Source organism: Nocardioides aestuarii (genome assembly GCF_039527245.1).
Lineage (GTDB): Bacteria > Actinomycetota > Actinomycetes > Propionibacteriales > Nocardioidaceae > Nocardioides > Nocardioides aestuarii.
Genome location: NZ_BAAAJT010000002.1, coordinates 1,715,907 through 1,736,521, shown reverse-complemented (window position 1 = coordinate 1,736,521; position 20,615 = coordinate 1,715,907). Strand labels below are relative to the sequence as shown.

The window sequence follows — 20,615 nt, the reverse complement described above, 5'->3', positions numbered from 1 at the left end:
GTCAGGCGGTCTTGATCGCGGAGAGGTCGAACTCGAGCTTGACCTTCTCGGAGACGAGCACGCCACCGGTCTCGAGGGCCGCGTTCCAGGTCAGGCCCCAGTCCTTGCGGTTGACGGTGACCTCGCCCTCGAAGCCCACGCGCTGGTTGCCGAACGGGTCGGTCGCGGCGCCGGTCTCCTCGAACTCGATGGCGACGGACTTGGTGACGTCCTTGATCGTCAGGTCACCGGTCACGGTCCAGGTGGCGCCGTCGCGGGCGACGTCGGTGGAGGTGAAGGACCAGGTCGGGAACTGCTCGGCGTCGAAGAAGTCGGCCGACTTCAGGTGGCCGTCGCGGTCGGGCGAGCCGGTGGAGACCGACGCGGCCTTGATCTCGACCGTGACCGACGAGTTGGCCGGGGTCTGGGTGTCGACGTGGGCGGTGCCCTCGAACTCACCGAACTGGCCGCGCACCTTGGTCACCATCGCGTGGCGGGCGACGAAGCCGAGGCGGGAGTGGGAGACGTCGAGGGTGTAGTCGCCGGCGATGTCGGTGGGGAGCTGGGTGGTGGTCATGGGGTTCCTCCGGGGATCGGATCAGGGTTTAGTTGAACTCTTGATCACCACAAACGGTACTCCGGTCCGTTTTGTTCCCCAAGTCCGCGGAACTTTCTCCACCCGGTGCTCAGCGGAAGGCCGACTCCCCGGTCAGGGCCTGTCCGAGCACCAGCTGGTGGACCTCGGCGGTGCCCTCGTAGGTGAGCACCGACTCCAGGTTGTTGGCGTGGCGCAGCAGCGGGTAGTCGAGCGTGATCCCGTTGGCGCCGAGCAGGGTCCGGCACTCGCGCGCGATGGCGATCGCCTCCCGGGTGTTGTTGAGCTTGCCGATGCTGATCGCCTCCGCGCGCAGCCCGCGGTCGCCGACGGTCCCGTCCTTGAGCGCGGCGAGATGGAGCGCCAGCAGGACGCCCTTGTCGAGCTCGACGACCATGTCGGCGAGCTTGGCCTGCGTCAGCTGGTAGGCCGCCAGCGGCCGCCCGAACACCTGGCGGTCGCGCACGTAGGAGATCGTCGCCTCCAGGCAGTCGCGGGCCGCGCCCATCGACCCGAAGATGATCCCGAACCGCGCCTCGGTCAGGCACGACAGCGGGCCGCGCAGCCCGGTCACCTCGGGCAGCACCGCGTCCTCGGGCAGCCGGACCCCCTCCATGACCAGCTCGCTGGTCACCGACGCCCGCAGCGAGAGCTTCTGCTTGATCTCGGGAGCCGAGAAGCCCGGTGTGTCGGTCGGGACGACGAAGCCGCGGATGGCACCCCCTTCCGAGGAGTCCGTCCGCGCCCACACCACCGCGACGTCGGCGACCGAGCCGTTGGTGATCCACATCTTCGACCCGTCGAGGACCCAGTCGCTGCCGTCCTTGCGTGCGCGCGTCCGCATCCCACCGGGATCGGAGCCGAAGTCGGGCTCGGTCAGCCCGAAGCAGCCGATCGCCTCTCCCGAGGCGAGCCGCGGCAGCCACTCCTGCCTCTGCTGCTCCGACCCGTGCTTCCAGATCGCGAACATCGCCAGCGACCCCTGCACCGACACGATCGAGCGCAGCCCCGAGTCGCCGGCCTCGAGCTCCAGGCACGCCAGCCCGTACGCCGTGGCGCTGGTGCCCGCGCAGCCGTAGCCGGTCAGGTGCATCCCGAGCAGCCCCAGCGACCCGAACTCCTGCGCGAGCTCGCGCACCGGGGTGTCCCCCCGCTCGTACCAGCCCGGGATCTCGGGGCGCAGCCGCTCGTCCACGAGGCGGCGCACGGTCTCGCGGATCGCGCGCTCCTCCTCGCCGACGAGGGCGTCGAGGTCGAGCAGGTCGAGCGGTGCGACAGGGGCCATGGGCCTCATCCTGCACCCCTTCGGAAGTAGCGGTCAGGGTCCCGGAGGTGGTTGGTTGGATTGTCTGACCACCCCCGGAACGGAGAACCATGAGCGAGCACGACCCCACCACCGGCACGCCTGACCAGGGCACCGGCCGGCACACCGACCCCGGCTCCACCGAGCCGGTCACCCGCAGCCACGTCGTCGACCGCGAGCGCGAGGAGCACGGCGGGATCAAGATCGGCTCGGCCTTCTTCGGCTGGCTGGCCGCCACCGGGATGGTGGCGCTGCTGAGCGGCCTCGTCGCCGTGACCGGGCTGGTCGCGAGCGAGACCACCGGCACCGACACCGCGACCGAGACCGCCGACGCGCTCGACGTCTCCATGGAGTCGCTCGGCGTCCTCGGCATCGTCGTCGCGCTGCTGGTCTGGTTCGTCGCCTACTACTCCGGCGGCTACGTCGCCGGCCGGATGGCCCGCTTCGACGGCATCAAGCAGGGCCTGGCCGTCTGGGGCTGGTCGATCGTGATCGCGATCGTCATCGGCGTCCTGGGTGCCGTCTTCGGCAACGACTACACCGGCGTCGCGATCCCGGACATCCGCTTCGACGAGACGACCACGACCGTCGTCGTCAGCGTCGCCGTCGTGCTGCTGACCAGCCTGGTCGGCGCGATGCTCGGCGGACTGGCCGGCATGCGCTTCCACCGCCGGGTCGACCGCACCGGTCTCGGCGCCTGACCCTTCCCACGGGCCCTCCGGGTCCCTAGTCTCGGCAGCGGCCGCCCGGTCCCGGGCGGCCGCTCTCGGGAGGGGAACCCATGTCCACACGACTGCTGGCCGGCGCCCTGCTGGCCCTCGTCTCGCCACTCCTCGTCGCACCGTCCGCGCACGCCGCGGCGCCGGCGTACGTCGCCCTCGGAGACTCCTACTCCTCGGGCACCGGCACGCGCGACTACCTCGCCGACGGCACGAGCTGTCAGCGCTCGACCCGGGCCTATCCCAGCCTGGTCGCCGCGGCCCGCGGCTACGCGCTGAACTTCCGGGCCTGCTCCGGCGCCACGGTCGCCGACGTGACCAAGACCCAGCTCTCGGCCCTGTCGGCCTCGACCGCCTACGTCACGATCTCCGTCGGCGGCAACGACGCCGGCTTCGCCGACGTCCTGACCGAGTGCGCCCTCCCGTGGTGGGCCGGCGACTGCAACGGCGCCATCGACGACGCGCAGGCGTTCGTCAGGAACACGCTGCCGGCGCGCCTGGCGACCCTCTACTCCTCGATCCGCACGAAGGCGCCGAACGCGAAGGTCGTGGTCGTCGGCTATCCCCGGATCTTCATGGGCGAGGACTGCAACGCCCTGACCTGGTTCTCCCCGGCCGAGGAGTCGCGGCTCAACCAGACCGCCGACCTCCTCAACAGCCGCACCCAGACGGCCGCGTCCAACCGCGGCTTCTCCTTCGCCAACCCGACCAACCGGTTCCTCGGTCACGCGGTGTGCGACGACCCCGAGTGGATCAACGGCCTCTCGAACCCGATCAGCGAGAGCTACCACCCCAACAAGCCCGGCCACGCGTCCGGCTACACCCCGACGGTCAGCCCGCTGCTGACCGGCAGCGCGGTGGCGGTCACCCGCACGGTCCGGCGGGACGCAGCGGAGATGGCCCCGGCGCTCACCGACCAGCAGCGGGAGTACGCCGCCGCGGACTCGGTGATCGAGCCGGAGTCGTTCGTCGCACCGGACCCCGGCGCCCTGCGCGACGCGGCCCGCGAGCAGGGCCGCGACCGCTGGCTCGCGCGGAACTGACCCGGCCGTCTGGTACGAACAGGACATGACGCGCGCCGTTCCGGGGGTGGCCGCCCTCCTGCTGCTGACCCCGCTCGTGGCCTCCTGCTCGGCCCTCACCGACGACGACCCCGACCCGGCCCCCGTCGCCGACGCGCTGGCGGCCGGGCTGGAGTCGGGCGACCTCACCGACGTCGCGGTGGCCGACCCGGCTGCGGCCACGAAGGAGCTGACCGCGCTCGTCGAGGGCATGGGCGAGGTCACCCCGACGGTCACCGTCGCCTCCGTGAGCGACCCGACCGAGCAGGGTGCCGCCGTGGCCACGCTCGGCTGGAGCTGGCCGGTCAGCGAGCAGGACTGGAGCTACACCACCGAGGCGGCCCTCACCCTCGACGGCGAGCAGTGGCAGGTCGCGTGGGAGCCCTCGGTCGTCGAGCCCTCGCTGCGGCCCGGGGGAGCGCTCGAGCTCACCGGGACGACGGCTGAGCGCGGTCGGATCCTCGGCGCGGGCGGACGGCCGATCGTCACCGACCGGCCGGTCACCCGGTTCGGCATCGACAAGACCCAGGTCGCCGCCGCGCGCGCCGGTCAGTCGGCGCGACAGCTCGCCACTCTGCTCGAGATCGACGTGGCGGCGTACGTGAAGCGGGTCGAGGAGGCCGGCGACTCGGCCTTCGTCGAGGCGATCGTGCTGCGGGAGGAGGACGTGCCGACCGACATCGGAGGTGGCTTCTCCCGGATCAAGGGCGCGGCGGCGATCGCCGACACGCTGCCGCTGGCGCCGACCCGCGACTTCGCGGGCCCGATCCTCGGCACGGTGGGCGAGCCGACCGCCGAGATGATCGAGGACGACCCCGACCGCTACGCGATCGGCCAGACGGTCGGGCTCTCCGGCCTCCAGCTCCGCTACGACGAGCAGCTGGTCGGCACCCCCGGCGTCGTCGTCGAGCGGATCTCCAGCGACGGCAAGGAGAAGACGCTGTTCGAGGAGGAGGCGAAGCCCGGTCAGCCCCTCGAGCTCACCCTCGACCTCGGCCTCCAGGAGGCTGCCGAGCGGATCCTCGCCGACGTCGGACCGGCCAGCGCCCTCGTGGCGATCAAGCCGTCGACCGGGGCGATCCTCGCCGCCGCCAACGGTCCCGGCACCGACGGCTACAACATGGCAACCTTCGGCCAGTTCGCGCCGGGCTCGACCTTCAAGTCCGTCAGCAGCCTGGCGCTGCTGCGCTCGGGCGTGACGCCCTCGTCGACCGTGCCGTGCACCGCGACCGTCACGGTCGACGGCCGCGACTTCGAGAACTACGACGACTACCCGTCCTCCGGCATCGGCGACATCCCCTTCCGGACCGCGCTGGCCAACTCGTGCAACACCGCCTTCATCGCCGAGCGCGACCGGCTCGACCGCGACACGCTGGGCGACGCGGCCGCCTCGCTCGGGATGGGGGTCGACCACGACCTCGGCTTCCCGGCCTACTTCGGACAGGTGCCGCCCGCGAAGGGCGAGACCGAGGCGGCGGCCGACATGATCGGCCAGGGCAAGGTGCTGGCGTCGCCGATGACGATGGCCACCGTGATCGCATCGGTCCAGACCGGTGGCACCGTGCTGCCCTCCCTGGTCACGGGTGTCGACGTCGACGGGGGCGACGTCCCCGAGCTCGCGTCCGGCGAGGCGGCCACGCTGCGCGAGATGCTGCGCGGCGTGGTGACCTCCGGGTCCGGCGCCCTGCTCGCCGACGTCCCGGGCCCCCCGGTCATCGCCAAGACCGGCACCGCCGAGTACGTCGCCGACAACGGCGACCTGCGGCTCCACGCCTGGATGATCGCCGCCCAGGGCGACCTCGCCGTGGCCGCCTTCGTGCAGGACGGCCAGTCGGGATCGGCGACCGCCGGCCCGCTGCTGGAGGCCTTCCTCCGGGCGGCCGGCTGAGCCCGGCGGGCCGGAAATGGGCACGGGCCCCTCACCGCATGGGGTCGGCGAGGGGCCCGACGTCGACCTGAAGTGCTCCCTCCCTGTCGACGGACCAACTCTTCCAGATGCGACCGAGGGGTGTCACCCGTTTCGGATTCTCCGGACGGGTGCGAGGCTGACGCCATGAGCGACTTCCCGTGGCTGCCCGAGGAGCAGCGCAACCTCTACATCGACGGCACCTGGCGGGAGGCGAACAGCGGTGAGCGCTTCGACGTCCTCGACCCCGCCGACGGCTCGGTCCTCACCGACGTCGCCGACGGCTCGACCGACGACGCGATGGACGCCCTCGACGCGGCCGCGGCCGCCCAGGCCGACTGGTCCCGTACGCCGCCGCGGGAGCGCGGCGAGATCCTCCGGCGCGCCTTCGAGCTGATCACCGAGCGCGCCGACGACTTCGCACGGCTGATCTCGCTCGAGATGGGCAAGACCCTCGCCGAGGCGAAGGGCGAGGTCACCTACGGTGCCGAGTTCTTCCGGTGGTTCAGCGAGGAGGCGGTCCGCATCAGCGGCCGCTGGATGCAGGCGCCGGCGGGTGGCAGCCGGCTGCTGACCGTCCGCAAGCCGGTCGGCCCCTGCCTGTTCATCACCCCGTGGAACTTCCCGCTCGCGATGGGCACCCGCAAGATCGGCCCTGCGGTGGCGGCCGGCTGCACCATGGTCGTCAAGCCCGCCGAGCTCACGCCGCTCACGATGCTGGCGCTCGCCGGCGTCCTGGAGGAGGCCGGCCTGCCCGCCGGCGTCCTCAACGTCGTCACCACGACGTCGTCGAAGGAGCTCAGCGCGACGCTGATGGCCGACGACCGGCTGCGGAAGGTGAGCTTCACCGGCTCCACCCCGGTCGGGAAGGTGCTGGTGCGCCAGTCGGCCGACGAGCTCCAGCGGGTCTCGATGGAGCTCGGCGGCAACGCCCCGTTCCTCGTCTTCGAGGACGCCGACGTCGACGCGGCCGTCGACGGCGCGATGATCGCGAAGATGCGCAACATGGGCGAGGCCTGCACGGCGGCCAACCGGTTCCTGGTGCACTCCTCGGTCGCGGACGAGTTCGCCGAGAAGCTCGGGGCCCGGATGGGCGGCCTGAGGGTCGGCCGCGGCCAGGACGACGGCACCGACGTCGGCCCCCTGATCAACCCCGAGGCCGTCGAGTCGATCGGCGAGCTGGTCACCGACGCGGTCCACGACGGGGCCCGCGTCGTCACCGGCGGCTCCGCGCCCGACGGGCCGGGCTGGTTCTACAGCCCGACCGTCCTCACCGACGTCCCGGCCGAGGCCCAGATCAACAAGGTCGAGATCTTCGGACCGGTCGCCCCGATCACGACGTTCGAGACCGAGGACGAGGCGATCGCGGCGGCCAACGCCACGGAGTACGGCCTCTCCTCCTACGCCTACACCCGCGACCTCGCGCGCACGATCCGGCTGGCCGAGCGGCTCGAGTTCGGCATGGTCGGCGTCAACACCGGGCTGGTCTCCAACCCGGCCGCGCCGTTCGGCGGGGTCAAGGCCAGCGGGTTCGGGCGCGAGGGCGGCTTCGAGGGGATCGAGGAATACCTCGAGACGACCTACGTCGCGCTCCCCGCGGACTGAGCCCCGGACGGGCATGGAGCTCTTCACGGAGGTCGCGCGGCAGTACTCCGACTTCGCCGACTACGCCGGTGACTCGCCGTGCTTCGAGGACTGGGCGCGGCAGGTCGCGAGCGACCCCGAGGTGCAGGCGTGGATCGCCGCGCTGCCGCCGATCAAGCAGCAGCCCAACCTGGTCTTCGCCGCCGCGCGGTGGCACGGCGTGCCGGCGCCGGGCCCGTACGCCGGGCTCCGCGACGCGCTGCTCGCCGACGACGGCACGATCGTGGCGACGATCCGGGCCCGGGCGACGCAGACCAACGAGGTCGGCCGGCTGGCCACGCTGACGCCGTTCCTCGCGGAGGTCGCGGCGCAGGAGGGCGCGCCCCTCGCGCTGCTCGAGGTCGGACCGAGCGCCGGGCTCTGCCTCTATCCCGACCGGTGGTCCTACGCCTGGTCGACGGCGGCCGGGACGGTCCGGGCCGGCGTCGGTCCCGAGCTGCCGTGCGAGGTCACCGGGGCCCTGCCCGCCCCGGTCCTGGCGTCGGGGCCGCCGGCGGTCGCGTGGCGCGGCGGTGTCGACCTCAACCCGCTGGACGTGACCGACGCCGACGCGATGGCGTGGCTGCAGAACCTGGTGTGGCCGGAGCAGGACGAGCGGCGCGAGCGGCTGCGGACCGCCGTCGAGGTCGCGCGACCCGACCCGCCCCACCTGGTCGCGGGTGACCTGCTGACCGAGCTCGAGGACCTGGTGGAGGAGGCTGCGGCCCACGGACCGGTGGTGGTGTTCCACACCGCCGTGATCGCCTACCTCGAGCCCCCCGACCGCGAGCGCTTCCACGACCTCGCGACGGGACTCGTCGCCGACGGCCGGATCCGCTGGGTCAGCAACGAGGGGCGCCGCGTGCTGCCGCGGGTCACGGCGACGGCCTCCGCGGACGGCCCCGCGTCCGGAGCCTTCGTGCTCGGCGTCGACGGGGTCGCCCGCGCCTTCACCCACGGCCACGGCGCCGCCATGACCGTCCTCTGAGCCGTCAGGCCAGGCGGAACAGGCGGGCCAGGTCGCCGCGGCCGGGGACGCCGAGCTTGCGGTAGGCGTGGGACAGGTGCCACTCGACGGCCTTGACCGTCACGCCCGTCTCGTCGGCGATCGCGCGGTTGGTCGTGCCGGCCGCCGCCATCCGGGCCACCCTCAGCTCCGACGTCGTCAGCCGCGCGAGCGCCTCGGCGCGGGGCGTCGTCGGGGTCTCGCCGAGCCGCTCGAGCAGCCGGCGGGCGCGGGCGTGGAGCGGCCAGAGGTCCTCGAGGTCGGCGTAGGACTCCGTCTCGCGCAGCAGGGAGACCGCCTCGGCCGGCGCGTCACCGCCGCGCAGGGCCAGCAGCCCCGCGAGGTCGGTGGCGATCTGGGCGGCGAGCCGCTCGTGGTGACCGGCGGCGAGGGCGAGCGCGTCGCGCAGGGTGCCCTCGCGGTCGACGACGGCGCAGACGGCCGCCACGGTCCGCAGCGCCCCCGCGACGGCGTAGGCCGACCCGGATCCACGGGCGAGGGCCAGCTGCTCGTTGGCGAGCCGCTGGCCCGCCCGTGCCTCGCCGGTGCGCAGCAGGCAGGGAGCGATCGCCGAGCGCCAGGGGAGGGTGACCGGGTCGTCGTGGAGCTCGCCGACCTCGCGATAGCCCTCCGCCGCCGCCTCGTCGTGGCCGGTGGCCGCGTCGAGCTCGGCCAGCGCCCACCGGGCGCGGGCGGCGTCCTCGCCCGCGAGGCCGTGCACCCGGTGCAGGCGGTCGCCGAGCTGGAGCGCGAGCTCCATCTCGCCGCGGGCGAGGCGGCACTCGAGCAGCAGGGCGAGGTCGGCGACGCCCGGGTCGGGCTGGGCGGTGAGCGCCTCCAGGGCCTCGGTGATCCGGCCCTGCCGGACCAGGCCCGGGCAGTCCCTCGCAGGGGTGGCCGCCAGCGGGGTGACGGGCATGCGCCGAGGCTAGGGAGCGGGCCCTCGGGGCGGCGAGAGGATGCTCGGAATTGCCCCCCATTTGGGGGAGGTGGTCCAGTCAGCCCCGGCCGAGGAACGCGACCAGCCGGTCCGACGCCGAGGCGTCCGGGACGGGTGGGACAGGTGGGGCGATGCAGCCGTCGCGGTCGGCCGGCACCAGGACGTGGTGGGCCACCCGGAGCAGCGGCCGGGCCAGGTCGTCCGGCACCGACGCCGCGGCGCCGAGCGTGGTGTGGAGGTCCCAGCCGTGGAGGGTGACCTCGAGCGCGGCGGCCGCGACCAGCGTCTGGGCCGGGAGGACCAGGTCACCGACGCCGACCTCCTCCGGCGGGTGGTCGAGCCACCAGCCGAGGAGGGCGCACGCCTTGTCGCGGATCGCGTGCACCGGGGAGAGGCCGGCTGACGGCACCAGCGACACCTGCCCGGTCGCGGCCTCCGTCCACGCGTCGAGCCCGTCGTCCATGTGGCAGAGCAGGACCGCCAGGGGCCAGCCACGGCAGGGCGTCGGTCGCCCGAGGTCGTCGGGGCGGATGCCGATGAGCGCCGGGCGGACGTAGGCCAGCGACCGGTCCAGGAGCTCGACGGCGCCGGCCAGCGCCGTCGCGCTCACGGCTGCGCGGTCTGCCAGTCGGCAGGGATCCGGTCGGGGAGCCCGAACCGGCGGAACATGTCGACGTCGAAGAAGGCGCTGACGTGGGCGACCCGGTCGCCGTCGAGCTCGAGCACCTGCAGGTGGAAGGGGACGAAGTCGCCCTCGGGGGTGCGCATGTAGAGCCCGAACGCCGGCTGGCCGTTGGCGGAGGTCCGCAGCATCGGCATGTCGTGGCTGCCGCCGGGGCAGCGGGTGTCGACGAGCGTGCCGATCGTGGCCGCGCCGGAGTACCAGCCGCTGAAGGGCGGCATCTCCCACGTCGCGTCGGCGGCCAGCAGGCTGACGATCCGGTCGATGTCCTTGCGCCAGAACGCCTCGACGTACTCCGTGAGGAGCTGCTGCTGCCGGTCGTCGAGGTCGCCGGCGCTCGACGGGGCGTCGACGGTGGGGCCGGCCTTGTCGATCTGGGCGTGGGCGCGCTGGAGGGCGGAGTTGACCGCGGCGACGGTCGTGTCGAGGGCCTCGGCGGTCTCGGCGGCGGTCCAGCGCAGCACGTCGCGCAGGACGAGGACGGCGCGCTGGCGGGCGGGGAGGTGCTGGAGCGCGGCGACGAAGGCGAGCCGGATCGTGTCCTTCTCCTCGACCTGGACCGCCGCGTCGGGGATCGGCTCGAGCCAGGGGATCTCCGGCTGGGAGTCCAGCGGGTCGCCGGCCTGCTGGTCGGGGGCGCCGAGCCCGGTGGGGAGCGGGCGCCGCGGTCGGCCCTCGAGGTTGGTCAGGCAGACGTTGGTGGCGATCCGGTAGAGCCAGGTCCGCACGCTCGAGCGGCCCTCGAACCCGTCGCTCGCGCGCCAGGCGCGCAGCAGCGTCTCCTGGACGAGGTCCTCGGCCTCGTGGACCGACCCGCTCATGCGATAGCAGTGGGCCAGCAGCTCGCGCTGGTAGCGCTGCGTGAGCGCGTCGAAGTCCGTCAGCTCGCTGGTGGTCTCACTCGTGGTCACGGTCGTCCCCATCGCCTGTCTCCCCGGCTCGTCTCAGTGTGCCGAACGTGTCGACCGGCGTCGACCGCCGGACTCATCGGTGGTGGGGCGAGAACTTCCGGACCAGGTCGAGGGCGCGCCGCGCCGCCGGCTCGGCCAGGGCACGGTCGGCGGGGACCAGGCCGACCCTCGTACGCCGGTCGAGCAGGTCGTCGACGTCGGTGGCGCCCTCGTGGGTCACGCCGAAGACGAGCTCGGCCAGGGTGGCCGGGACGGTCCCGGCGACCGGCTCGAGCAGCTCGTCGGCGGAGCAGCCGGTGACCGAGCTCGCGACGTCGAGGACGAGCGCGGCGTCGGTGCCGAACCGGCGGACCAGCCGCGGGTGGGACTCCAGCCGGGCGAGCGCCGACCGGGGTGCGGCGCCCAGGAGGGGCAGGGTGCGGGTGCGGCAGGGGTCCGCCGCCAGGCCGCCGACCGCCACGGCCCGGTCGACCGCGTCCTCGGCCATCCGGCGGTAGGTCGTGAGCTTGCCGCCGACGACGGTCACGACGCCGGTCCGCGAGGTCAGGACGGCGTGCTTGCGCGAGAGGTCGGCGGTATCGCCGGGGCCGGCCTCGAGCAGTGGTCGGAGCCCGGCGTAGGCCCCGACGACGTCCGTACGCCGCAGGTCGTGGTCGAACGCCGCGGAGACGACGTCGAGCAGGAACCCGATCTCCGGCTCGGTCGGCTTCGGGACGTCGGGCACCGGACCCTCGACCGGCTCGTCGGTGAGCCCGACGTAGACGGTGCCGTCGGGCTGGGGGAGCACCAGCACGAACCGGCTGGTCGATCCGGGCACCGATGCGGTCACCGCGGTCCGCAGTCCGGGGAGCGCCGTGCCGCGCAGGACGGCGTGGGTGCCCCGGCTGGGGCGGAGCACGACGTCGTCGTCGAGCGACCCCGCCCACACGCCCGTCGCGTTGACGACGGCGCGCGCGGCGACGTGGACCGGTGCGTCCGACCCCTGCAGCACGACCTCGGTCCCGCTCGCGGACACGACGCGGGCGCGCGTCCGGACCGTCGCCCCGTGGGCGGCGGCCGTCCGGGCGAGGGTCACGACGAGCCGGGCGTCGTCCTCGAGCTGGCCGTCCCACGACAGGAGCCCGCCGCGAAGCCCGGCCGGGCGCAGGCCCGGTGCGAGGGCCAGCGCCTCCGCCGCGGAGACCCGGCGGGGCCGCGGGAGGGTGTCGGCCGACGTACGGGCGCCGCGGCGGAGCAGGTCGCCGGCGACGAAACCGCTGCGGGCGAGCAGCGCCTGGCCGCGCCCCACGCTCGAGGTGAGCGGCAGCAGCATCGGCATCGCGTGGGTGAGGTGGGGCGCGGTCGTCTCCATCAGCACGCCGCGCTCGACGGCGGACTCGTGGGCGATGCCGACCTGGCCGCTCGCGAGGTAGCGCAGCCCGCCGTGGACGAGCTTGCTCGACCAGCGCGAGGTGCCGAAGGCGAGGTCGTGGGCGTCGACGGCGAGGACCGAGAGGCCCCGGCTCACCGCGTCGAGGGCCACCCCGGTCCCGGTCACGCCGAGGCCGACCACCACGACGTCGTAGGACGGGGCGAGGCCTGCGGTCCCCGCCGAGATCATGGCGTCAGCGCCCGCTCCACGAGGTGGCGCAGCTCGTCGTCGAGGGCAGCCGCGTCGACCGCGTCGTCGACCATCGTCTGGGCCGAGAGCGCGAAGCCGTGGGCGGCCAGCAGCAGGGAGCGGGCGATGGCGACCGGGTCGCCGGCCCGGATGCTGCCGTCGGCCTGGCCGGCGGCGACGACGTCGGTCAGCACCGCGGCGATGGCCTCCTGCGAGCGGCCGCGCCGGGCCAGCAGGTAGGGAAGCAGCAGCTCGGGGTCGAGCTCGACGATCCGGACGAAGAGCTCGTTGTCGCGCAGCGCCCGCACGGTCGCGAGCAGGCCGTCGGCGACGGCGGCCGGGGTGTGCCCGGTGGCCGGCTGGGCCGCGACGACGTCGGTCCACTCGCGGGTCATCAGGTCGCCGAGGAGCGTCGGCATGTCCGGCCAGGTGCGATAGATCGTCATCCGGCTGACCCCGGCGCGGCGGGCCACCTCCGTCAGCGTCGTACGCCGCCAGCCCACGTCGAGGATGCACTCGCGGGCGGCGTCGAGGTAACCGTCGCGCGGTGACTGGTTGTTACGAAGTGACGTCATGTGTCACAGTGTAACGCATGAGCACCGTCGAGATGCACCCCCAGCGCTGGGGCGACCCTGCCGCCGCGACCGACCTGCCCGACTCGGCCCGCGGCCTGGTCGAGCTCGCCTTCGGCTCCGCCGAGCCGATCCCGGCGACCCCCGACATGACCCTCCCGTCGAGCGGGCTGGCTCCCGACCTGCTGGCCGGGTTCCGGGCGGCCGTCGGCGACGACCACGTGCTGACCGACGACGCCACCCGCCGGCTGCGCACCCGGGGCAAGTCGACCCCCGACCTGCTGCGCGCCCGGGCCGGTGACCTCTCCGACGCGCCGGACGCGGTCGTCCGGCCGGGGAGCCACGACGAGGTCGTCGCCGTCCTCGCCCACGCGAACGCCCACCGGATCGCCGTGGTCCCCTTCGGGGGCGGCACCTGCGTGACCGGCGGCCTGGCGGGGCCCGGGCCAGGCAGGGACGGCTTCGCCGGGGTCGTCAGCCTCGACCTGGTGCGGATGGCGCGGCTGCTCGCCGTCGACCCGGTCTCGATGACCGCGACCCTCGAACCCGGCCTCCGGGGTCCCGACGCCGAGGCGCTGCTCGCCGAGCACGGGATGACGCTGGGCCACTTCCCCCAGTCGTTCGAGCACGCCTCGATCGGCGGCTTCGCCGCCACCCGCTCCAGCGGCCAGTCGAGCGCGGGCTACGGCCGATTCGACGCGATGGTCGTCGGGCTGACCGCGGCCACGCCCACCGGCGAGCTGCGGCTGGGATCGTCGCCGGCCAACGCCGCCGGGCCCGACCTGCGCCAGCTGCTGCTCGGCTCCGAGGGTGCCTTCGGCGTGATCACCTCGGTGACCGTCCGGGTCCGGCGCGCGCCGGCGGTCACGCGCTACGACGGCTGGCGCTGGCCCTCGTTCGGGGCCGGTCGCGAGGCGATGCGGGCCCTCGCGCAGTCGGAGCTGCTGCCGACGGTCATCCGGCTGTCCGACGAGACCGAGACCGCGATCAACCTCGCCGACCCCGAGAAGATCGGTGCCGAGTCAGCGGGCTGCCTCATGGTCGTGGGTCACGAGGGAACGACCGAGCAGGTCACCACCCGCCACGCCGCGGTCGCCGCGGTGCTCGCCGGACTCGGGGGCGAGGACCTCGGGGAGGAACCGGGCCGGGCCTGGGCCGAGGGACGGTTCCGCGCGCCGTACCTCCGCGACTCGCTGCTCGACGTCGGCGTGCTCGTCGAGACCCTGGAGACGGCGACGTTCTGGTCGGACGTCGACCACGTCTACGACGAGGTGAAGCAGGCGCTGTCGTCCCACCTCGCGGGGGCCCTGGTGCTCTGTCACGTCAGCCACGTCTACGAGACCGGTGCGTCGCTCTACTTCACGGTCGCCGCCCCCGCGGGCGACGACCCGCTGGCCCGCTGGGCGGCCGCGAAGGTCGCCGCCTCCGAGGCGATGACCGCCGCCGGCGCGACCATCACCCACCACCACGCCGTCGGCACCGACCACCGGCCATGGCTCGAGCGCGAGATCGGGTCGGTCGGTGTCCGCGCGCTGCGCGCGGTGAAGGCCGAGCTCGACCCGGTCGGCATCCTCAACCCCGGGGTGCTCGTCCCGTGAACTTCAGCTTCCTGGTCAACCCGGCCTCCGGCGGCGGGGCGGCGCCCGAGGCGGTCGTGCCCGTCGCCCGGCTGCTCCGCGACGCCGGGTCGACGGTCGAGGTCAGCTATTCACCCGGCCCCCGGGCCGTCGCGGCCCTGGTCGCCGCGGCTCTCGACCGCGGCGACGTCGTCGTCAGCGTGGGCGGCGACGGGATGCTCTCCTCCCTCGCGGGGCCGGTGTCCGCGGGCGGGGGGACCCTGGGCGTGCTGCCTGCCGGTCGCGGCAACGACTTCGCGCGCATGCTCGACCTCCCCGCGACGCCCGAGGAGCAGGCGGCGCTGCTGCTCTCGGGGGCGACCCGGAGCGTCGACCTGATCGGGTGGGGGGACAGGCTGGTCGCCGGCTCGGCCTACGCCGGCGTCGACGCCCGGGCCGCCGAGATCGTCGACCGGGCCCGCTGGCTGCCGGGCCGCGTGCAGTACCCCTACGCGGCCCTCCGGGCGCTCGCGTCCTACACGCCCAGCCGCTACCGCGTCGCCGTCGACGGCACGTCCTACGAGTACGACGCCGCGACGGTCGTGGTCGCGAGCTCGGCCTACTACGGCCAGGGCATGCGGATCGCCCCGGACGCCCGGATCGACGACGGCCTACTCGACGTCGTGGTCATCGAGGCCGCGTCCCGTCCGGCCCTCATGCGCGCGCTCCCGACGGTCTACGACGGTCGCCACGTCGAGCGAGCCGGCGTCCACGTCCTGCGGGGACGACGTGTCGAGCTCCGGGCCGACGGCCGGCGCCCGGTGCCGGTCGGCGGCGACGGCGAGCCGCTCGGCGTGCTGCCGGGGCTTCGGGAACGGCCCGCGGTCGCCGAGGTGCGGCCGGGCGCGCTCCGCGTCGTGGCCGCCTGACCAGACGACCTGACCAGACGGCCGCGCCCGATTCGCGGGGTTCCCCCGCGGGGCTGGCCCCGATCGTGAAGGATGGGCGGGTGCATCCGCTGCTCCCACCCGGCTTCGTCTTCGGCACCAGCACGGCGGCCTACCAGATCGAGGGGGCGGTCTCGGAGGACGGCCGCGGCCCCAGCATCTGGGACACCTTCTGCGCCGAGCCCGGCCGGATCGCCGACGGCAGCAGCGGCGAGGTCGCCTGCGACCACTACCACCGGTTCGACGAGGACGTCGCCCTGATGGAGGGCCTCGGCACCCAGGGCTACCGGTTCTCGATCTCGTGGCCGCGGATCCAGCCCACGGGGCGCGGGCCGGCCAACGTCGCCGGGCTCGACTTCTACGACCGGCTCGTGGACCGGCTGCTCGCGGGCGGCATCTCGCCGATGGCGACGCTCTACCACTGGGACCTGCCGCAGGGGCTCCAGGACGACGGCGGCTGGCTCAACCGCGACACGATCGAGCGGTTCGCCGACTACGCCGCGATCGTCGGCGAGCGGCTCGCCGACCGGGTCGCCCACTGGGTGCCGGTCAACGAGCCCAACGTGGTGACCCTGCTCGGCCACGGGCTCGGCACCCACGCCCCCGGCCGGGCGATGATCTTCGACGCGCTGCCGGTCGCCCACCACCTGCTGCTGGCCCACGGCCGCGCCGCGATCGCGCTGCGCGAGGCCGGGGCCACGAGCATCGGCTGCGCCAACAACCACGCGCCGATCTGGCCGGCCAGCGACAAGGACGAGGACATCGGGGCGGCCAAGCTCTTCGACGCGATCTGGAACGGGATGTTCCTCGAGGGGATGCTGCTCGGCCGCTACCCCAACGACCTGCGCCCGCTGCTCGAGCACGTCGTCCAGCCCGGCGACGGGGCGACGATCCGGCAGCCGCTCGACTTCTACGGCGTCAACTACTACAACCCGATGAAGGTCGCCGCCGCGCCCGAGACGGCCGAGCTGCCGTTCGAGATCCTCGACGTCATCGGCTATCCGACGACCGACTTCGGCTGGCCGATCGTGCCCGACGCGCTCCGTGAGTGGCTGATCATGTTCCGCGCCCGCTACCGCGCGGCGCTCCCGCCGATCGTCATCACCGAGTCGGGCTGCTCCTTCGACGACGTCCCCGACGAGCACGGCGTGGTCGACGACCAGCGCCGCATCGACTACCTCGACGCCCACCTCAAGGCGATCGCGACCGCGATCCAGCGCGGCGTCGACATCCGCGGCTACTACTGCTGGTCGCTCATCGACAACTTCGAGTGGGCCGAGGGCTACACCCAGCGCTTCGGCCTGGTCCACGTCGACTTCGAGTCGCAGGCGCGGACCCCGAAGAAGTCCTACGAGTGGTACCGCGACGTCATCGCCGCCCAGCCCCAGCACGAGGGCTAGGTCGAGTCGTGGACTTGTGACCGTCCAGTCGCGGACCTGTTCCGCGACTCGACGGTCACGAACGCGCGACTCAGCCGTCCAGGGCCGCGGCGATCCGACGGACGATCTCGGCGAGGCGCTCCGGTGAGGTGGCGATGTTGAGCCGGAGGTGGCCGGTCAGGTCGTGCTGGTAGCGGTGGCCGGGCTCGAGCCGGACCCTCCCCTTGGTCAGCGCGACGTCCGCGGGGTCGTCGGCGCCGTAGGCCCGCAGGTCGAGCCACGGGAGGTACGTCGCCTCGAGCGGCCGCATCCGCGCCTCGGGCAGGTGCTCGGCCAGGAGCTCGCCCAGCAGCGTCCGCTGCCGGTCGAGCCGCTCGACGAGGGCGGCGAGCCAGGCGTCGCCGTCGGTGTAGGCCGCGATCGCGGCGATCTCGCCCAGGTTCGACCACGAGGAGTTGCGGACCGCCGGCGCCTCGAGCAGCCGGTCGCGGGTCGCCGGGTCGTCGGTGACGACCTGACCGCAGCGCAGGCCGGCGGTGTTGAAGGCCTTGCTCGCTGCGACGACCGCGACGGCGTGGTCGGCGGTGCCGTCGAGCGACAGGTAGGGCACGTGCCGGGCGCCGGGCAGGACGAGCGGCGCGTGGATCTCGTCGCTGATGACGCGGGCGCCGTGGCGCACGACCACGTCGCGGATCGCCTCGAGCTCGGCCCGCGTGTGGACGTGGCCGAGCGGGTTGTGGGGCTGGGTCAGCAGCAGCGTCCGGGCGCCCCGCGAGAACAGGTGGTCGAGCCGGTCGAGGTCGAACATCCCGCGCTCGGCGTCGGGTGGGACCGGCAGCTCCCAGACCTCGCGGCCCGTGACCGGGACGACCCCGAACTGCGGGTGGTAGGCCGGGGTCGGCAGCACCACCGGTGCCGGGTCGCTCAGCACGTCGAGGGCGAACCGGACGCCCGCGGTCACGTCGACGACCGGCAGCACCTGGGACGGGTCGACCCGCTGGTCGAAGTGGCGCCGCGCGAACCCGGCGTACGCCTCCCCGATGCGCTCGTAGTCGAAGGAGGGGTAGCCGAGCTCGCCACGCGCGACCGCGTCGGCCAGCGCCTGCGTCACCGCGGGCGCCGTCGGGAAGTCCATCTCCGCGACCCAGGCCGGGATCACGTCGGGGTCGACGGTGCCCCACTTGAGCGACAGGGAGCGCCGCAGCTCGTCCTCGGTCGGGTCGATGATCCTCACGCCGCCACGTTAACCGGCCGGTCAGAGGGCGGCGGCGACCCGCGTCCCCTGCTCGATCGCACGCTTGGCGTCGAGCTCGGCGGCGACGTCGGCGCCGCCGACGAGGTGCACGGACGCGCCCGCGAGCACGAGCTCGTCGTAGAGCGAGCGCACCGACTCCTGGCCGGCGCACACCACGACGTGGTCGCACTCGACGACCACGGGCGCGCCGTCGACGGTGAGGTGGAGGCCGGCGTCGTCGACCCGGTCGTAGGTCGCGCCGCTGACCTGCCGGACGCCGGCCTGCTTGAGCACCGCCCGGTGGGCCCAGCCGGACGTCTTGCCCAGGCCGATGCCGATGCGGGAGGTCTTGCGCTGGACCAGCGTCACCTCACGGACCGGGGTGCGTGGCTTCGGCTCGGTCAGACCGCCGGGGTTGAGGGCGGAGTCGCCGACACCCCAGTGGGCCAGCCAGTCCTCGACGGTGTCGGCCGGGTCGTGGGTGAGCCAGTGGGAGACGTCGACGCCGATCCCGCCTGCGCCGATGACGGCCACGCGGTCACCCGGCACCACCGCTCCGGACAGCACGTCGGCGTAGGAGACGACGCTGGGGTGGTCGATGCCCTCGAGGTCGGGGACCCGCGGGGTGACGCCGGTCGCGACGACGACCTCGTCGTACGCCGCCAGGTCGGCCGCGGTCGCGCGCGTCGACAGCCGCACGTCGACGCCGAGGACCTCGAGCCGGCGGGAGTAGTAGCGCAGGGTGTCGGCGAAGTCCTCCTTGCCGGGGACCGCCATGGCGAGCCGGAACTGGCCGCCGATCTGCGGAGCCGCCTCGAACAGCGTGACGTCGAAGCCGCGCTCCGCGGCCGACACCGCGGTGGCGAGGCCCGCGGGCCCGGCACCCACGACGGCGACCGTCGCGGCCCGGCGGGTCGGGCCGAGGACCAGCGAGGTCTCGTGGCAGGCGCGCGGGTTGACCAGGCAGGAGGCGGTCGTGTTGGTGAAGGTGTGGTCGAGGCAGGCCTGGTTGCAGCCGATGCAGGTGTTGATCTCCTCGGCCCGGCCCTGGGCGGCCTTGGTGACGAAGTCGGGGTCGGCGAGGAACGGCCGCGCCATCGAGACCAGGTCGGCGGTGCCCCCCGCGACCAGCGACTCGGCCAGCTCGGGGGTGTTGATCCGGTTGGAGGCGATGACGGGCACGCCGACCGATTCCTTGAGGCGCCCGGTCCACGGCGTCCAGACCCCGCGCGGGACCTGGGTGATGATCGTCGGCACCCGCGCCTCGTGCCAGCCGATGCCGGTGTTGAAGGCGGTCACGCCGGCGGCCTCGAGCCGCTGCGCGAGCTCGACCGTGTCGTCCCACGACTGGCCGCCCTCGACGAGGTCGAGCAGCGAGATCCGGTAGATGAGCGGGAAGTCGTCGCCGACGACCTCGCGGATCCGCTGCACGACCCGCTCCGGGAAGCGCATCCGCGCCGAGGCGCTCCCGCCCCACTCGTCGGTGCGGTCGTTGGTGCGGGCGGCGAGGAACTGGTTGATCAGGTAGCCCTCGGAGCCCATGATCTCGACGGCGTCGTAGCCGGCCTTGCGCGCCAGCGAGACCGAGCGCGCGAAGTCGTCGACGGTGCGGTGGACCGCCTTCGTCGAGAGGGCGCGGGGCTTGAACGGCGTGATCGGCGACTTGCGGTCGGAGGCGCCGACGCTGAAGGGGTGGTAGCCGTAGCGGCCGGCGTGGAGCAGCTGCAGCGCGATCGCGCCGCCCTCGGCATGCACCGCGTCGGTGACCTGGACGTGGCGGGCCGCGTCGAGCCGGCTCATCATCTCGCCGGCGAACGGCTTCAGCCAGCCGCGCCGGTTGACGGCGTAGCCGCCGGTGATGGCGAGACCCACCCCGCCGCGCGCCCGCTCGGCGAAGTAGGCCGCGAGCCGGGGCAGCTGCCAGGAGTGGTCCTCCAGGCCGGTGTGCATCGAGCCCATCACGACGCGGTTGCGCAGCTCGAGCGAGCCCAGGCGGATCGGGGACAGCAGGTGGTCGTAGGTCATGCGTGCTCCAGGTATTCACTCAGCCAGCCGGTCCAGAACTCCTCGAGCCGGACCCCGCCGCGCAGGACGAGGTAGCGGTCGAGGTCGGCACCGGTCAGGGCGTGGGGGTCGGGGTACTGCTCCTCGACCATCTGGTGGTAGGCCGCGAGCCGGGTCTCGTGCTCGGCGAGGTGGTCGGTCAGCTGGCGGCGGACCGCCTCCCGGTCGCCGTACGACGCCGCGCGGGCCTTGAGGGCGAGCTCGCTGCGCAGTGGTTCCACGGGGGTGTCGGCCGCCAGCCAGTCGGCCAGCACCCGCTCGCCGGCCGCCGATACGGCGTACTCCTTCTTGTCGGGGCGGCCGGTCTGGGCGACGGTCCGGACGGTCAGCCAGCCGTCGCCCTCCATCCGGCCGAGCACGCGGTAGATCTGCTGGTGGGTCGCGTGCCAGAAGAAGCCGATCGACTTGTCGAACCGGCGCGCCAGCTCGAGCCCTGACGCGGGTCGTTCGCGCAGGGCCACGAGGAGTGCGTGCTCGAGGGCCACGGGATCAGCATGCCCGACCTATGCAACGAGTTGCAAGACATATACCCATAGGG

General features: G+C 73.8%; 18 protein-coding genes. 8 read left to right on the top strand and 10 right to left on the bottom strand.

The window, feature by feature from the left end:
- Window position 1 precedes the first annotated feature (1 nt).
- Both ABD091_RS08785 and ABD091_RS08780 read right to left on the bottom strand, forming a co-directional pair.
- Window positions 2-556, bottom strand: coding sequence for a YceI family protein (locus ABD091_RS08785; RefSeq protein ID WP_343917467.1), 555 nt, complete (start codon window positions 554-556; stop codon window positions 2-4).
- A gap of 109 nt (window positions 557-665) precedes the next feature.
- Window positions 666-1,868 carry an acyl-CoA dehydrogenase family protein gene (locus tag ABD091_RS08780; protein ID WP_379189480.1) on the bottom strand — a complete coding sequence of 401 codons (1,203 nt, stop codon included), beginning with the start codon at window positions 1,866-1,868 and terminating at the stop codon, window positions 666-668.
- Between the two features lie 80 nt (window positions 1,869-1,948).
- Between ABD091_RS08780 and ABD091_RS08775 the strand changes: the two genes are divergently transcribed.
- The 5 genes from ABD091_RS08775 (at window position 1,949) to ABD091_RS08755 (ending at window position 8,174) form a co-directional block, all read left to right on the top strand.
- A complete protein-coding gene (locus ABD091_RS08775) occupies window positions 1,949-2,578 on the top strand; it encodes a hypothetical protein (protein WP_343917463.1) in 630 nt (209 codons plus the stop codon).
- 80 nt (window positions 2,579-2,658) lie between these two features.
- Complete coding sequence (locus ABD091_RS08770; RefSeq protein WP_343917461.1) at window positions 2,659-3,639, top strand: SGNH/GDSL hydrolase family protein; 981 nt, start codon at window positions 2,659-2,661, stop codon at window positions 3,637-3,639.
- Between the two features lie 25 nt (window positions 3,640-3,664).
- Entirely contained in the window at window positions 3,665-5,545 is a 1,881-nt protein-coding gene (locus ABD091_RS08765; protein WP_343917459.1) for a penicillin-binding transpeptidase domain-containing protein, read from the top strand.
- A 165-nt stretch (window positions 5,546-5,710) separates the two neighbouring features.
- A complete protein-coding gene (locus ABD091_RS08760) occupies window positions 5,711-7,168 on the top strand; it encodes an NAD-dependent succinate-semialdehyde dehydrogenase (protein ID WP_343917457.1) in 1,458 nt (485 codons plus the stop codon).
- A 13-nt stretch (window positions 7,169-7,181) separates the two neighbouring features.
- Entirely contained in the window at window positions 7,182-8,174 is a 993-nt protein-coding gene (locus tag ABD091_RS08755; RefSeq protein WP_343917455.1) for a DUF2332 domain-containing protein, read from the top strand.
- A gap of 4 nt (window positions 8,175-8,178) precedes the next feature.
- Here the strand turns inward: ABD091_RS08755 and ABD091_RS08750 are convergent, their stop codons facing one another.
- From ABD091_RS08750 to ABD091_RS08730, 5 genes are all read right to left on the bottom strand, one after another.
- Complete coding sequence (locus tag ABD091_RS08750; RefSeq protein WP_343917453.1) at window positions 8,179-9,111, bottom strand: LuxR C-terminal-related transcriptional regulator; 933 nt, start codon at window positions 9,109-9,111, stop codon at window positions 8,179-8,181.
- 79 nt (window positions 9,112-9,190) lie between these two features.
- Window positions 9,191-9,742, bottom strand: a complete 552-nt coding sequence (locus ABD091_RS08745) for a TIGR03086 family metal-binding protein (protein WP_343917451.1) — start codon at window positions 9,740-9,742, stop codon at window positions 9,191-9,193.
- The gene (locus ABD091_RS08740; protein WP_343917449.1) at window positions 9,739-10,725 is read right to left on the bottom strand and encodes a sigma-70 family RNA polymerase sigma factor; all 987 of its coding nucleotides are present in this window, start codon (window positions 10,723-10,725) and stop codon (window positions 9,739-9,741) included. The genes ABD091_RS08745 and ABD091_RS08740 overlap by 4 nt, the downstream gene beginning before the upstream one ends.
- 73 nt (window positions 10,726-10,798) lie before the next feature.
- A complete protein-coding gene (locus tag ABD091_RS08735; protein WP_343917447.1) occupies window positions 10,799-12,325 on the bottom strand; it encodes a glycerol-3-phosphate dehydrogenase/oxidase in 1,527 nt (508 codons plus the stop codon).
- Window positions 12,322-12,900: a TetR/AcrR family transcriptional regulator gene (locus tag ABD091_RS08730; RefSeq protein ID WP_343917445.1), complete on the bottom strand. Its 579-nt coding sequence runs from the start codon at window positions 12,898-12,900 to the stop codon at window positions 12,322-12,324. Before ABD091_RS08730 ends, ABD091_RS08735 begins: the two co-directional genes overlap by 4 nt.
- Window positions 12,901-12,917: 17 nt before the next feature.
- Here ABD091_RS08730 and ABD091_RS08725 point away from each other — a divergent pair, with 17 nt between their 5' ends.
- The 3 genes from ABD091_RS08725 (at window position 12,918) to ABD091_RS08715 (ending at window position 16,800) form a co-directional block, all read left to right on the top strand.
- A complete protein-coding gene (locus tag ABD091_RS08725) occupies window positions 12,918-14,495 on the top strand; it encodes an FAD-binding oxidoreductase (RefSeq protein WP_343917443.1) in 1,578 nt (525 codons plus the stop codon).
- Window positions 14,492-15,382 carry a diacylglycerol/lipid kinase family protein gene (locus ABD091_RS08720; RefSeq protein ID WP_343917441.1) on the top strand — a complete coding sequence of 297 codons (891 nt, stop codon included), beginning with the start codon at window positions 14,492-14,494 and terminating at the stop codon, window positions 15,380-15,382. Before ABD091_RS08725 ends, ABD091_RS08720 begins: the two co-directional genes overlap by 4 nt.
- Window positions 15,383-15,462: 80 nt before the next feature.
- A complete protein-coding gene (locus ABD091_RS08715) occupies window positions 15,463-16,800 on the top strand; it encodes a GH1 family beta-glucosidase (protein ID WP_343917439.1) in 1,338 nt (445 codons plus the stop codon).
- Window positions 16,801-16,870: 70 nt separating this feature from the next.
- On the opposite strand, the gene ABD091_RS08710 is transcribed toward ABD091_RS08715, so the two are convergent.
- From ABD091_RS08710 to ABD091_RS08700, 3 genes are read right to left on the bottom strand one after another with little or no spacing between them, the layout of a single operon-like run.
- Complete coding sequence (locus ABD091_RS08710) at window positions 16,871-18,013, bottom strand: MalY/PatB family protein (RefSeq protein WP_343917437.1); 1,143 nt, start codon at window positions 18,011-18,013, stop codon at window positions 16,871-16,873.
- A 21-nt stretch (window positions 18,014-18,034) separates the two neighbouring features.
- Window positions 18,035-20,038, bottom strand: coding sequence for an FAD-dependent oxidoreductase (locus ABD091_RS08705; RefSeq protein WP_343917435.1), 2,004 nt, complete (start codon window positions 20,036-20,038; stop codon window positions 18,035-18,037).
- Window positions 20,035-20,562, bottom strand: a complete 528-nt coding sequence (locus tag ABD091_RS08700; protein WP_343917433.1) for a PadR family transcriptional regulator — start codon at window positions 20,560-20,562, stop codon at window positions 20,035-20,037. The genes ABD091_RS08705 and ABD091_RS08700 overlap by 4 nt, the downstream gene beginning before the upstream one ends.
- Window positions 20,563-20,615: the final 53 nt, after the last annotated feature.